The following is a 13,475-nucleotide window of genomic DNA, read 5'->3' as shown; positions in this document are numbered from 1 at the left end:
AGTAGAGGCAGGTCGTGCTCATGCGGAAGTCCAGCGTGACCAGCAGGTCCAGCTTGCCCTCGGGGGCCTTGGCATGCCACTGCACCTCCTGCGGCTTCGCGTCGTCCTTGCCGAGGTCCTTGCCCTGTACGCCATTGGTCGTGCCCAGCAGATGCTTGAGGAAGTACTCGTGGCCCTTGCCCGAGGAGCCCAGGATGTTGGAGCGCCAGACGAACATATTGCGCGGCCAGTTGGCCTCGTGGTCGGGGTCCTCGCAGCTCATGCGCAGCGTTCCGTCCTTCAGGCCCCTGACCGCATAGTCCTTGGCGTCCATGCCGGCAGCCTGGGCGTCCTTGACGATCTGTATCGGGTTGAGCTGCATCTGTGGCGCGCTGGGCAGCCAGCCCATGCGCTCGGCGCGCACGTTGTAGTCGATCAGGCTGCCGCCGTACTGGGCCTTGTCGGCCAAGGGCGAGAGCACCTCGGAGACGTCGAGCTTCTCGTAACGCCACTGATCGGTATGGGCGTAGAAGAAGCTGGTGCTGTTCATCTGGCGCGGCGGGCGTATCCAGTCCAGCGCGAATGCCAGCGCGGTCCAACCAGTCTGTGGGCGCAGCTTCTCCTGGCCGACATAGTGGGCCCAGCCGCCGCCGCTTTGACCGATACAGCCGCACATCATCAGCATATTGATGATGCCGCGGTAGTTCATGTCGCAGTGGTACCAATGGTTCATCGCCGCACCGATGATGACCATGGACTTGCCCCGTGTCTTGTCGGCCGTGCCGGCGAACTCGCGCGCCACCTGGGTGATCAGCTCGCGCTTGACCCCGGTGATGCTCTCGGCCCAGGCCGGGGTGTAGGGCAGATTGTCGTCGTAGCTGATCGGTGTGTTGTCACCGAGGCCCCGGTTGATGCCGTACTGCGCCACCTGCAGATCGAACACAGTAGCCACCAAGGCTTCGCCGGCCTCCTCATGCTTGCCCAGCTTCAGGCGTACGACCGGCACATGGCGGCTCAGCACGTCCTGCTGCTTGTTGGCTGTGAACTGCGGCGACTCGACCCCGCCGAAGTAGGGGAAGCCAACCTCGGCCACCTCGTGCGCTTGCACGCTGTCCTCCAGCACCGAGAGCTTCAAGCGCACATCGCTGTCGTTGCGCGCTTCCTTGCTCTCCAGATTCCATTTGCCCAGATCAGGCCGCTCGCCGGCGCCCCAGCGGAAGCCGATCGAGCCATTGGGCAGCACCACCTTGCCGAGCTCGTCGAAGGCGAGGGTCTTCCACTCGGGGTTGTTGTCCTGGCCCAGCTTGCCGCCGAAGTCGCTGGCGCGCAGGTAGCGGTCGGGCACCAGCAGTTCGCGGCCGTCGGCCGTGGTCTGCTTCTTCATCTTCACCAGCAGGGGCAGGTCGGTGTAGCGGCGTGCGTAGTCGTCGAAGTAGGCGCTGCGCCCCTTGCCGCCGTCCTTGAAGTAGAACTCCTTGAGGATCACATGACCCATCGCCATCGCGATTGCCGCATCGGTGCCTTGCTTGGGGTGCAGCCAGATGTCGGCCAGCTTGGAGATCTCGGCGTAGTCCGGCGTGATCGCCACCGTCTTCGCGCCCTTGTAGCGCACCTCGGTGAAGAAGTGCGCGTCCGGCGTGCGCGTCTGCGGCACGTTGGAGCCCCAGGCGATGATGTAGTTGCTGTTGTACCAGTCGGCGCTCTCGGGCACGTCGGTCTGCTCCCCCCAGATCTGAGGGCTGGCCGGCGGCAGGTCGCAGTACCAGTCGTAGAAGCTCATGCAGACGCCACCCATCAGGCTCAGGTAGCGGCTGCCGGCGGCGTAGGAAATCATCGACATTGCCGGTATCGGCGAGAAGCCGATCACGCGGTCGGGACCATGCTTCTTGATCGTGTAGATATTGGCCGAGGCAATGATCTCGTTGACCTCGTCCCAGCTCGAGCGCACAAAGCCGCCGAGGCCGCGGTCCTGCTGCCATTCCCGGCGCTGTTCCTGGTTCTCGACCAGGTTCTTCCAGGCATCGACCGGGGTGCGAGCGACATTGCGCGCGGCGCGCCAGTGCTTCAGCAGCGAGCCCCGCACCATCGGGTACTTGACGCGGTTGGCGCTGTACAGATACCAGCTGTAGCTCGCGCCGCGGGCGCAGCCGCGTGGCTCGTGGTTGGGCAGGTCAGGGCGGGTGCGCGGGTAGTCGGTCTGCTGGGTTTCCCAGGTGACGATGCCGCCCTTGACATAAATTTTCCAGGAGCAGGAGCCGGTGCAATTGGTGCCATGGGTGGAGCGCACGATCTTGTCATGGGCCCAGCGGTTGCGGTACGCGTCCTCCCAGGTCCGGTCTTCGCCGGTGCTGCGGCCGTGGCCGTCGGCGGAGTCCTCTTTGGGCGAGGCGAAGTAATTGAGGCGATCGAGAAAGTGACTCATGCTGAGGTCCTCAAGGATTCTTGACGTAGGCGTTGGGGCGCAGGTAGAACCACCAGTTCAGTACCAGGCAGACGGCGTAGAACACGGCGAAGCCGTAGAAGGCGTATTGCGGGGTGCCGGCTTTGATCTGCTGTCCGATCAGCACCGGCGCGATGAAGGCACCGTAGGCGGCCACCGCCGAGGTCCAGCCCAGCACCGGGCCGGCCTGTTGGCGATCAAAGATGAAGCCGACGCTGCGGAACGTCGAGCCGTTGCCGATGCCGCTGGCGGCGAACAGCAGGATGAACAGGCCCATGAACATCGGGAAATGCTGCTCAGGCGTCGCCGAACCGTAGGCTTGCAGCATCACGTAGCCCACCGCCGCCGAAGCGAACACCATGATGGCCGAGATGATCTGCGTGACGATGGAGCCGCCCACTTTGTCCGAGATCCAGCCACCGACGGGCCGCACTGCGGCGCCGACGAAGGGGCCGATCCAGGCGTAGGTCAGTGCCGAGGGGGCGTTCGGATTCTTCAGCGTGTGCTGCATCACGCCGGCCGCGTCGGGTGCATGGATGAAACCGAAGATCACCGTGATCGCCAGCGGCAGGGCCATCGAGAAGCCAATGAAGCTGCCGAAAGTGACGACGTACAGCGCCGTCATCGCCCACGTGTGCTTGTTGCTGAAGATCTCGAACTGCTTGGCGACGTTTTGCTTCATCGTGCCGAATGCCGCGAGCTTCATCACCAGCAGTGCGGCGATGATGTCCAGCGGGATCGCCACCCACATATTCAGTACGCCCAGTCCGGTGGGCGCTGGCAGGTAGAGATAGAGCATCCCGATGGAGGGGATGAAGGCCAGCGAGTACAGATAGGTGATCTTGGCGAACGCAAGCAGCGGGTGGCCGGTGGCCGGCGTCACCGTCTTCAGGTTGTTCATTCCGAACCAGCACAGCAGGGACAGCGGCACGAGGGACAGCACCCAGGCGAAGCCTGCGTTCTGTATCCAGGTGGGCGTGCCGGCGGCGATCTTGCCGAAGATCCAGCCGCTGTCCTTGAGCAGCGACTTCGAGTCACCACCCAGGGCGCCGAACAGCCCGACGGTCATCACCAGCGGGATCACGATCTGCATGGTCGTGACGCCGAAATTGCCCAGTCCGGCGTTCAAGCCCAACGCCGTGCCCTGCAGACGTTTCGGGAAGAAGGTCGAGATGTTCGACATCGACGAGGCGAAGTTGCCGCCGCCCACGCCCGACCACAGTGCCATCAGCTGGAACACCCACAGCGGCCACTCGGGGTGCTGCAGCGCCACCCCGGTGCCGATGGCCGGGGCCAAGAGCATCGCTGTAGTCAGGAAGATGGTGTTGCGACCGCCCGCCATTCGGATCAAGAAGCTGGCCGGGATGCGCATCGTGGCTCCCGAGATGCCGGCGATGGCCGTCAGCGTGAACAGCTCGGCCTGGGTGAAGGGAAAGCCCAGGTTCAGCATCTGCACGGTGATGATGCCCCACATGCCCCAAACCGCGAAGCCGCATAGCAGGGCAGGGATGGATATCCAGAGATTGCGGTAAGCGATCTTCTTGCCGGTCTTGTCCCAGAACTGTTCGTCCTCGGGGTGCCAGTCCGCGATGTCGGCGGTGCTGCTCTTGTTGTCCATGGTTGGTTCCTTGTTGCAGGCGGGCAGTCAGCGCTGGAAGGAGCGGCTGAACGGTGTATCGGGCGCGTGCTCGCCCATCACCTCGGTCTTGCGTACCTCGGTCCAGTACATCCAGATCAGGGAGACCCAGACCACGCCGTACATCAGCATGAAGGCGCTGGAGCGGATGCCCGTCAGGTCCATCAGCGCGCCGAACATGATGGGGAGCACGAAGCCGCCGAGGCCACCGGCCAGGCCGACGATGCCGCTGATGGCGCCGATGTTCTGGCCATAGTCGTCGCTGATGTACTTGAAGACACTGGCCTTGCCGAAGGCCCAGGCGATGCCCAGGATGAGCATCAGCGCGGTAAACATGTAGACGTTCAGGCCGATGCTGAAGGTTCTCGCGCCGTTGATCGTCTGCACGGTGAAGTCCGTCTGCGGATAGGACAACAGGAACAGGCAAATCCAGCTGACCCACATGACCCACCAGGTGACGTTGTGTGCACCATGCCGGTCGCTGAGCCAGCCGCCGATCGCGCGCAGCACGCCGCCGGGCAGCGAGAAGCAGGCCGCCAGCAGCGCAGCGACGCGGATGTCCAGGCCGTACTCACCGACGTAGTACTGCACCATCCACAGCGAAAGCGCCACATAGCCGCCAAATACGATGCTGTAATACTGACAGTACTTCAGCACCCTGGGGTCCTTCAAGGCCTTCAACTGGCTACTGAAACTGGCCTTGCTGGTGACCAGATGCTGCTCATCCGAGTGGCTGAAGAACCAGAACAGAATGGCCGTGCCCAGCAGGACCGCCGCGTAGATATGGGGAACCATGGTCCAGCCGAAGGCCACGACCAGGGCTGGGGCGACAAATTTGTTCACCGCCGCACCCGAGTTGCCGGCACCGAATACCCCCATCGCGAAGCCCTGGCGGTTCTTCGGGAACCAGCGCGCCACATAGGGCGTTCCGACCGAGAAGCTGCCGCCAGCCAGGCCGACGAACAGGCCGATGGTCAGAAAATGCCAGTAAGCCGTTGCATAGGCCATCAGCCAAATCGGGATGACACAGGCCAGCATCAGGCTGAAGAAGACGATGCGGCCACCGAACTTGTCGGTCCAGATGCCCAGCGGCACTCGCACCAGAGAGCCGCTGAGCACTGGCATCGCGGTCAGCAGGCCGAATTCGGTGGCGTTCAGCCCGAGCTGCTTCTTGATCGGGATGCCGATGACGCCGAACATCATCCAGACCATGAAGCAGACCGTGAAGGCCAGGGTGCTGACGATCAGCACCGAGAGCGCTCGGCCGCTTGGGTTCGAGGGACTTGCTGCAGACATGGAGGAACTCCTCGTTTTCATGTCTACCACTGTCGATCTTCTGCCCGGGGCTGAACATCCTTCAGGGGGCGATGGGTCTCAGCGCATCGGAACTAGGGCGACGCAGCGAGCCTCGTTCGAAAGAACTATGCGCGCGCCGGCTTTGACTTGGCGCAAGCCGGAATTCAGGCGCCGAGGCCCTGTTCGCTGCCCCAGACTGCCGCCTGTACCCGCGAGCTCAGCTTGAGCTTGCGCAGGATGTGCTGCACGTGGATCTTCACCGTGGTCTCGGCGATGCCCAGCGTGCGGGCCATTTCCTTGTTGCTGGCGCCGCGGGTCAGCTCCTTGAGGATGTCCAGCTCCCGCGGCGACAGCTCGCCCGCGGGAGGCTGCTTGGGCGCGTTCGCACTCGCGGCGCCGACGGCGCTGTTGCGCAGCGCGTTCAGCAACTTGTGCGTCATCTCCGGGCTGACCACCGACTCGCCGCGCATCGTGCGTATCAGTGCGGCGGCCAGGTCCTCGCCGTCGATGGTCTTCAGCAGATAGCCCTGCGCCCCGTTGCGTAGCGCCGCGCTGAGGTCTTCCTCGTCCTCGCTGACGGTCAGCATCAGCACTCTTGAGCGCGGCGCCGCCTCGCGCAGTGCCGGCAGCAGCGTCACGCCGCTGACACCGGGCATGTGGTTGTCCAGAAGTATCAGATCGGGCTGCAGGGCCTGGGCGCAGCGCAGGGCCTCGCCGGCATCGGCAGCCTCGCCTATTACCTCGACACCGGCCTCCTGGCGCAGCAGCGCAATGAGGCCGCGGCGAAACAGCGTGTGGTCGTCGACGACCAGCAGGGTGATGGCTTGGTTCATGGCTGCACAGCGGTTGAGAAGCTCTCGGGGGCGGGCTGCAGCGAACGGGGCAGGGTCAGTCGTACCAGGGTGCCGCCCTCGGGCAGGCGGCTGATGCGCAGCTTCGCGCCAATGCGCTGGGCCCGCTCATGCATGATCTGCAGGCCCACATGGGTCTGCTCCCTGCCGGCGTCGGGCAGTTCGATGCCGCGGCCGTTGTCGCGGATCTCGAAGCTCCAGCGTGGCAGTTGCTCGACACTGAGGCTGACATGGTCGGCCTCGGCATGCTTGCGTACGTTCGACAGGGCTTCCTGGATGATGTGCAACACCTGCACCTGATGGTCGGGCGGCAAGGGCAGGCCGTCGCCCTGCAGGCTCAGATGGGTGCTCAGCCCGCTTTGGCGCTCGAACTTGGCCAGTGTGCTGCGCAGTGCGTGCTCAATGTCTTCGTGGCCGGGGCGGGTTCGAAAGTGCACCAGCAGCTCGCGCACGTTGGCATAGCACTCCTTCACTCCGGTGTCGATCTCGTCGACGCTGCGCTGCACCTCGGCGAGGCGCTGCTTGGCCATCGCGCCGCGCAGCAGCTGGACCTGGATCTTCAAGAAGGCCAGCACCTGGGCAATCGAGTCATGCAGCTCCTGGGCCAACAGATTGCGCTCCTCGGAGACTGCCATCTCGCGGTCGCGCGCGGCCAGCCGCACATTGTCGACCTGGATCGCGAACTGACCCACCAGAGCATCCAGCAGCAGCCGCTCGGCCTCGCTGAGGCGGCGCTCGCCGTAGAAAAACAACTCGACCTCGCCGACCACGCGCGTCCCGGCCCGCATCGGCACCGAGATCACCGTCTGGTAGCCGGCCGCCTCGCAATGCCCCAGATTCGGGGCGTCGATGCTCTGGATCGGTATCACGCGGGCGCCGCTCGCCTCGGGCAGGGTGCTGCCGCAGGCGCATTCGCCCTTGCGCAGGCAGCGCTCGGCGTCGATCATCGCTTGCGGCAGGCAGGTCTGGCCCATCAGCAACCAGCGCTGCTCGTCCTGCGCGGCCAGCCGCACCGCACAGGCATCGGCGCGGACGATGCGCGCGACCTTGACGGCAAAAGACTGGGCCATCGATTCCAGACTGGCATCGGCTTGACCGGCCATCAGTGCCACATCGTACAGAGCCTCCAGCCGCTCGTTTTGCTGTGCCAGATGGGCGGTCTTGTCCCTGACTTTGTCCTCGAGCCCTTGATGGGACTCTGCCAGCGCACCCGCCATCTGGTTGAAGCCCTCGGCCAGGCTGGTGAATTCGACCACCGAGCTCTTCTCGTCGACCCGCACACCGAGCTGGCCCGCCGCCATCTGCCGTAAACCCTCGCGCAGTCGCTGTAGCGGCTGGATGATCCAGACATAGGTGCCGGAAACGAACACCACCGAGGCGGCCACCACCAGCACGACCAGGCTGAAGCACAGACCGCCGAGGATCGCGGTGCGCGCGGCAATGGTCTGCTCGATGGCGCCGACCAACCCATCGATGGTGGCAACAAAGGCGTCCACCTGGGGGCTGAGGCTGCGGCCAGAGGCCGACTCCAGCAGCGCGCTGCGCAGCGTCGGCCACTGCCGCTCGACGGCGGCCAGCCGGTCCCGGCAATCTTCGGTGTCGGGTACAAACAGCGGCCGTTGCGAGTCGCCGACGCGCAGGCGCAGCAGCATGGCCTCGAATTCCTGCAGATCGCGCTGCAGCGCCGCTGGCTTGGCGTCGGCCTGGGACAAAGCCATGCGATAGCTCAGCATGCGCATGCGCCCGGCCTCGTTTATCGCGCCGGCGCCGCCCTCCAGCTGCCACGACACCCATAGCGTAAATGCGATCGACGCCAGGGCCACGACCAGAAAGCCGGTCTGGATCACGGCCAGCTTGCCGACAAGGCTGCGTAGACGGTGGAGCATGGCTGCAGCTTAGCCAAGCAACGGGCCGGCGCTTTGATATGCATCAAGCCTGGGCCGGTGCCAGGCGCTCTCCTTAGCCGGATGCGGGCGGCAGCGGCAGTCCGCGCAAGGCGTGGGCTAACTCGGGCGACTGCCAGACCGCAATTCGATGTTCGGCCGCGAAGGGGCGGGCGTTGTCGCTGAGCGGGGCCAGACCGATATAGAGCGCGTCTTGCACATCCGAGCTCTCGCGTGCCGTCTGCAGCGCGCGCAGCACCTCCAGCCCGGTGCGGGCCGACTTCCAGCGCCTGGCGCAGACCACCATGCGGCGGCCGCCTTTGGTCAGATCAAAGTCGAAGGCCTCGCCCTTGCCGCGCGTCACCGCATAGCCGTCGCGAACAAAGGCCTGCTCCAGCAGCGCCGAGAAACTATGCCAGTTCATTGCCATCACGGCCTGCTCGGTCTGCGCGATGCGCGCGGCGCTGGGCAGATGCCACTGGCGGCGTGCTGCCATCGCGCTGATCACGACGAAGGGCAGGCCCGACATGGCGCCGACCACCTTCAGCCCGTCGGGCAACAAGGCCGCGCTGAGCAGCCCCAGCACAAGCGCGATCAGCAGGCTGATCCACCAGGACGAGCGCAGCAGGATCGCGAACAGCGAGTTCTTCGCCATCTTCAGTTTCAAATCAATCTCCGTGAGCGGTGAGGGCCGCAGTGTGTACCGATTTTCGGGTGATTGTGTCGCCGCAGCGGTATCGGTAGTTGCGCGCTTGCCTGGCGCGGCGGTGCGAACAAAAATCGGGGCATGCGTTTTCTGCTCCCTTGTCTGCTCTGCATCCTCCCCTTGTGGGCGGCCGCCGCTGATGGCCCTTCGATCTCGCGCATCCGAGACACCGGCGTCATCGTGATGGGCTATCGGCCTGCGTCGCTGCCGTTTTCCTATCTCGACGCCAATCTGAAACCGATTGGCTATTCGATCGAGCTGTGCGAGCGAGTGATCGCGGCCGTCAAGCGCGAGTTGAAGCTGCCTGAGCTGGAGGTCAAGCGGGTCGCGGTCAGCTCGGCCACCCGGCTGCCTATGGTGGCCAACGGCATGCTGGATATGGAGTGCGGCATCACGACCAACAATGCCGAGCGCGCGCGCAACCAGGCCTTCTCGATCACCACCTTCGTCACCGAGACCAAGCTCTTGTCGCGCAGTGTCGATGGGATACGCAGCCTGCGAGATCTGCGAGGCAAGCCGGTGGCCTCCACCATAGGCACGACCAGCATTCAGTACCTGCACAGTATCAACGAGCAGGAGGATCTGGGCTTTCGTATCCTTGCCGGGCTTGATGACCCCGAGGCCTTTCATCTGCTGCGCACCGGTCGGGCGCGCGCCTTCATGATGGACGATGTGTTGTTGCGCAGCATGCTGGCTCAGTTGCCCAGCCCGCAGGGATACGAGGTGTCCGAGCAGGCGCTGACCGTCGAGCCTTATGGCATCGGCCTGAGCCGCCATGACCCGGCCTTCAAGCAACTGGTGGACAGCGTGCTGATCGGCCTGTACCGCAGCGGCGAGATCTTCGCGATCTACCGGCGCTGGTTCGAGTCACCGATACCGCCACTGGGCATCAACCTGCAGCTCCCGATGAGCGCGGCCTTCAAGCGCGTGATCGCGCAGCCGACCGACACGCCCGACCCCGCGCATTACCGCTAGCGGGTTCGCTGAATTCGTTCGCCGGGCTGCTCCAAAGAGCGCCTTGACCTCTAGGAGCGTGCTTGGATCCGCAGGCAGGGCTCACCTGAATGCGTCGAGATTGATCGCGTGCCGGTGCAGCTTGTCGTAGAGCGTCTTCTTCGCGATGCCCAGCAGCTCCATCGCGGCCGGTACCTTGCCTTGGGTGCGGCGCAGCGCCTGCTCGATCAAGGTCTTCTCGACCAAGTCCATCTGGCGCGCCAGATTCAACGCCGGCACCTGCTGCAGCGCGGCGCTGCTGTCCAGATCGTCGAGCGCAAGCACGAAACGGTCGGCCGCATTGCGGATCTCGCGCACATTGCCGGGCCAGTCATGCGCCATCAATTCGCGCAGGCGCTCTGGCTTGAGCTCGGGCGCCGGGCGCTCGTAGCGGTCGCAAGCCTGGGCGACGAAATGCTGGAACAGCAGCGGAATGTCTTCGCGCCGCTCGCGCAGCGGCGGCAGATGCAGCAGCGCGACATTGAGGCGGTAGTAGAGATCGCTGCGGAACTTGTTCTGCTCGCCGAGCTCGCGCAGATCGGCCTTGCTGGCGGCGACGAAGCGCACATTGATCGCGAGCTCCTCGTTGGAGCCCAGGCGCTCGATGCGGCGCTCCTGCAACACCCGCAGCAGCTTGATCTGCAGCGGGACGGGCATGGTCTCGATCTCGTCGAGTAGCAGGGTGCCGCCGTTGGCGTGCTCGATCTTGCCGATGCGGCGCTTGGCCGCCGATGTGAACGAGCCCTGCTCGTGGCCGAACAGCTCGCTCTCGAACAGGGCCTCGGGCAGGCCACCGCAGTTGATCGCGACGAAGTTGCGGTCGCGCCGCGCGCTCTGGTCATGCAGGCAGCGCGCCACCAGCTCCTTGCCGGTGCCGGTCTCGCCAAGAATCATCACATCGGCCGAGGTGCCCGCCAGGTTGAGGATCTGGCGGCGCAGCTGTTGCATCACAGCCGAGTTGCCCAGCAGTGCGGCCTCGATGCCGCTGGCTCGCTGCAGTTGGGCGCGCAGTTCATCGGTGGCGCTTCGCAGCAGGCGCAGATCGAGCGCGCGCCGCGCCGTGTCGACAAGACGCTCCGGCGCGAAGGGCTTTTCGAAGAAGTCGTAGGCGCCGCTGCGCATCGCCTGCACCGCCATCGCGACATCGCCGTGCGCGGTGATTAGTATTACTGGAATGCTGGCGTCGGTGGCCAGCACATGGTCGAGCAGGGCGCGTCCGTCCATGCCAGGCAGGCGTACATCGGTGATCACGATGATCTGCGCGCCTGGCGCGATATGCGGCAGCGCCTCCTCGGCCGAGCGGCAGGGCGTGACGCTCAGTCCTGCCAGCTCCAGGGTCTGCGTCAGGCTGACCCGCACCGGCAAATCGTCCTCGACAAAGACGACGTGATATCCCTCAAACATGTACTTCCTTTGCTGCATCCCAGGTGTCGACGGCCAGGTCGAACTCGAAGCTCATGCCCTGATCCTGCCGGACGGCGCGCAGCGTGCCGCCGAACTCATGGATGATTTTCGACGAGATCACCAGACCCAGGCCCAAGCCCTCGCCGGCCGGCTTGGTGGTGAAGAAGGGCTCGAACAGGCGCGGCAGCAGAGCCTCGCTGAGCCCGCTGCCGCTGTCGCTGACCCGCACCAGCACGCGCGCGCCGGCGTCCAAGGACACCGCGCTGACGCCCAATTGCCGTCGGGTCTCGTGCGCCATCGCGTCCAGCGCATTGCCGAATAGATTGACCAGCACTTGCTCCAGCCGATTGCCCTCGCAGCGCACCCGCAGCCCGGCCGGCACCTCCAGGCGCAACTCCACCGCTCCCTCGCGCAGCCGGTGCTCGACCAGCAGCTGCGCGTTGCGCACCGCCTGCAACAGCGAAACCGGTGCGCTCATCAGCTCGGCCTTGCGCGCGAAACTCTTGAGCTGGCGGGTGATCAGGCCCATGCGCTCGACCATCGCATCGATGGTGCGCAGATTCTCGGCCACCGCATCGTGGCGACCGCTCTCCAGCAGCAGCTGGGCGTTGCGAGCCAGCGCGCGCAGCGCGGTCAGCGGCTGGTTCACCTCATGCGAGATGCCGGCCGACATCTGGCCCAACGCCGCCAGCTTGCCGGCCTGAACCAGCTCGTCCTCGACCTGCAAGCGCTGGGCGATCTGGCGCTTGAGCTCGGCATTGCTGCTACGCAGCTCGGTGGTGCGGATGTCGACGATGCGCTCGAGCTGGCCATGCGCCTCCTGCAGCTCGGCCTTGGCCTGGAACAGTTGGCGCAGCGCGCGCCGTCGCGAGGACAGATACAGGGCCAACATGCCGGCGCAGGCACCGAAGGCTGCACCGCTCCATCCGGCGTATCGGGCCTGGCGCCAGACTTCGGTCGGGTCGGACAGCGCCACCATGCGCAGGCCCAGCGGCACCAGCAAGCGCTCCTGGGCCAGCAGCTGCGGGCCTTCGATAACGCGGGGCTTGTCTTCGAGCGGCGGTACGCGTACGAGGCTGGAGTTTGTGCTGGCCAGCAGGCGGCGCGGGATTCCCACGCTTGTCAGCGGTGACTCGGGATATCGGCCGCTGGCGCGCAGCGCCGCGCGCTGGTCCTCGTCGGCCTGGCCCAGCACGAAGTACTTCCAGTAGGGCACCGAGCTCATGATGACCACGTCTTGCTCATCAGCGACCAGCAGGCGTTCGCCCTGGCTACGCAGGCCCAGGTCCACCCAGGTGGCCTCCAGCGGCGCCAGGCTCAGCCGAACCGCGATCACGCCCAACAACCGACCCTGCTGGCGCACTGGATGCAGCAGATAGAAGTCGGTGCCGCGTGTGGCGGCATTGCTGGCGAAGAAATGGCGCAGATCCGTGGCGATGGCCTCGCGCAGGCGGGCTGGCGCGGGGCTGCGGTCGCTGCTGGCCAGCACCTGGCCGGCGGCATCGGCGATGAAAATCTGCATGGTGCCGGCGCGCACGTTGATGCGGGCCAGTGCCTGGTCGGCGCGGCGCCGGCGTACCTCGTCCTGCGGTGAGGCCAACAGGGCCAGCATCTCGTCGTCGATCGCCAGTAAGTCGGGCAAGTAGGCGTGGCGGCCGAGCTCGGCCTCCAGATTGGTGGCATAGAGTTCGAGCCGCTCATTGGCCAGCGCGGCCAGGTGCGCCATCCCGGCGGTCTCGCTGATGCGCTGGCCCAGCACCAGGCCGAGCAGCATCAGCCCCCCCGTCACATAGATGAAGAAGCGGGGTCGGCTCAGTCGGCGTGTCAGCCGCTGCCGCAGCGCTGCGAGTTGGAAGCGGTCGATCATGGGGATGCGTAGTGTGCCCAATCTGATGCGCGCCGTCCCGGCGGCGTGCGGGGCTTTGTGGGTGATGTGAAAACCCGCCCGCCGTTTTGCTGGGTTGTGTGGATTTCCGCCCTGTTGATCGCGGCCGGGCTTAGCCGTACGCCCGCCGAGCGGCGTTTCGGGGTGTTTTGAGTGGCAATCCTTCGGTGATTACCCGCGGTTATGGGTAACTGGCATATGGATTGCAATGAAGACCGGGTCGGGCGGCGCTGGTCGCCTCAAAAAGCAGAGGGTCTTCGATGGAAACTTTTGTACAGCAAATCATCAACGGGCTGGTGCTCGGAAGCATGTATGCGCTGGTGGCCTTGGGCTACACGATGGTGTACGGGATCATCAACCTGATCAATTTCGCGCACGGCGAGGTGTTGATGGTGGGGGCGC

Annotated in this window: 10 protein-coding genes; 2 read left to right on the top strand and 8 right to left on the bottom strand. The window is 65.2% G+C overall.

The features are described 5' to 3' along the window. The 6 genes from OOZ63_RS28600 to OOZ63_RS28575 form a co-directional block, all read right to left on the bottom strand. A partial coding sequence (locus OOZ63_RS28600) for a nitrate reductase subunit alpha (protein WP_266009247.1) occupies positions 1 to 2,401 on the bottom strand: 2,401 nt, incomplete at its 3' end. A gap of 10 nt (positions 2,402 to 2,411) precedes the next feature. Continuing rightward, positions 2,412 to 4,037, bottom strand: a complete 1,626-nt coding sequence (locus tag OOZ63_RS28595) for an MFS transporter (RefSeq protein ID WP_266009245.1) — start codon at positions 4,035 to 4,037, stop codon at positions 2,412 to 2,414. A gap of 27 nt (positions 4,038 to 4,064) precedes the next feature. Continuing rightward, on the bottom strand, positions 4,065 to 5,351 hold the full coding sequence (locus OOZ63_RS28590; protein WP_266009242.1) for an MFS transporter: 1,287 nt from the start codon (positions 5,349 to 5,351) through the stop codon (positions 4,065 to 4,067). Positions 5,352 to 5,515: 164 nt separating this feature from the next. Then, entirely contained in the window at positions 5,516 to 6,184 is a 669-nt protein-coding gene (locus OOZ63_RS28585; protein WP_266009240.1) for a response regulator, read from the bottom strand. Next, positions 6,181 to 8,088 (bottom strand): type IV pili methyl-accepting chemotaxis transducer N-terminal domain-containing protein, encoded by a 1,908-nt coding sequence (locus OOZ63_RS28580; RefSeq protein WP_266009238.1) that lies wholly within the window; start codon positions 8,086 to 8,088, stop codon positions 6,181 to 6,183. The genes OOZ63_RS28585 and OOZ63_RS28580 overlap by 4 nt, the downstream gene beginning before the upstream one ends. Before the next feature lie 73 nt (positions 8,089 to 8,161). Beyond that, positions 8,162 to 8,752 (bottom strand): restriction endonuclease, encoded by a 591-nt coding sequence (locus OOZ63_RS28575; protein ID WP_266009236.1) that lies wholly within the window; start codon positions 8,750 to 8,752, stop codon positions 8,162 to 8,164. A 120-nt stretch (positions 8,753 to 8,872) separates the two neighbouring features. Between OOZ63_RS28575 and OOZ63_RS28570 the strand changes: the two genes are divergently transcribed. After that, positions 8,873 to 9,766 (top strand): amino acid ABC transporter substrate-binding protein, encoded by an 894-nt coding sequence (locus tag OOZ63_RS28570; protein WP_266009234.1) that lies wholly within the window; start codon positions 8,873 to 8,875, stop codon positions 9,764 to 9,766. An 81-nt stretch (positions 9,767 to 9,847) separates the two neighbouring features. Here the strand turns inward: OOZ63_RS28570 and OOZ63_RS28565 are convergent, their stop codons facing one another. After that, positions 9,848 to 11,188: a sigma-54-dependent transcriptional regulator gene (locus OOZ63_RS28565; protein WP_266009232.1), complete on the bottom strand. Its 1,341-nt coding sequence runs from the start codon at positions 11,186 to 11,188 to the stop codon at positions 9,848 to 9,850. After that, complete coding sequence (locus OOZ63_RS28560; RefSeq protein WP_266009230.1) at positions 11,181 to 13,055, bottom strand: sensor histidine kinase; 1,875 nt, start codon at positions 13,053 to 13,055, stop codon at positions 11,181 to 11,183. The genes OOZ63_RS28565 and OOZ63_RS28560 overlap by 8 nt, the downstream gene beginning before the upstream one ends. A gap of 278 nt (positions 13,056 to 13,333) precedes the next feature. Here OOZ63_RS28560 and OOZ63_RS28555 point away from each other — a divergent pair. Further along, on the top strand, positions 13,334 to 13,475 hold a 142-nt coding region (locus tag OOZ63_RS28555; protein ID WP_416234801.1), incomplete at its 3' end, for an ABC transporter permease subunit.

This window comes from Paucibacter sp. PLA-PC-4 (genome assembly GCF_026241155.1).
Lineage (GTDB): Bacteria > Pseudomonadota > Gammaproteobacteria > Burkholderiales > Burkholderiaceae_C > Roseateles_E.
This window is presented reverse-complemented; position numbering and strand designations above follow the sequence as displayed.

Excerpts from the sequence above, each read along its gene's own strand:
- OOZ63_RS28585 (WP_266009240.1), bottom strand. The coding sequence starts at position 6,184 with ATGAACCAAGCCATCACCCTGCTGGTCGTCGACGACCACACGCTGTTT.
- OOZ63_RS28580 (WP_266009238.1), bottom strand. The coding sequence starts at position 8,088 with ATGCTCCACCGTCTACGCAGCCTTGTCGGCAAGCTGGCCGTGATCCAG.
- OOZ63_RS28590 (WP_266009242.1), bottom strand. The coding sequence starts at position 5,351 with ATGTCTGCAGCAAGTCCCTCGAACCCAAGCGGCCGAGCGCTCTCGGTG.
- OOZ63_RS28595 (WP_266009245.1), bottom strand. The coding sequence starts at position 4,037 with ATGGACAACAAGAGCAGCACCGCCGACATCGCGGACTGGCACCCCGAG.
- OOZ63_RS28560 (WP_266009230.1), bottom strand. The coding sequence starts at position 13,055 with ATGATCGACCGCTTCCAACTCGCAGCGCTGCGGCAGCGGCTGACACGC.
- OOZ63_RS28570 (WP_266009234.1), top strand. The coding sequence starts at position 8,873 with ATGCGTTTTCTGCTCCCTTGTCTGCTCTGCATCCTCCCCTTGTGGGCG.
- OOZ63_RS28565 (WP_266009232.1), bottom strand. The coding sequence starts at position 11,188 with ATGTTTGAGGGATATCACGTCGTCTTTGTCGAGGACGATTTGCCGGTG.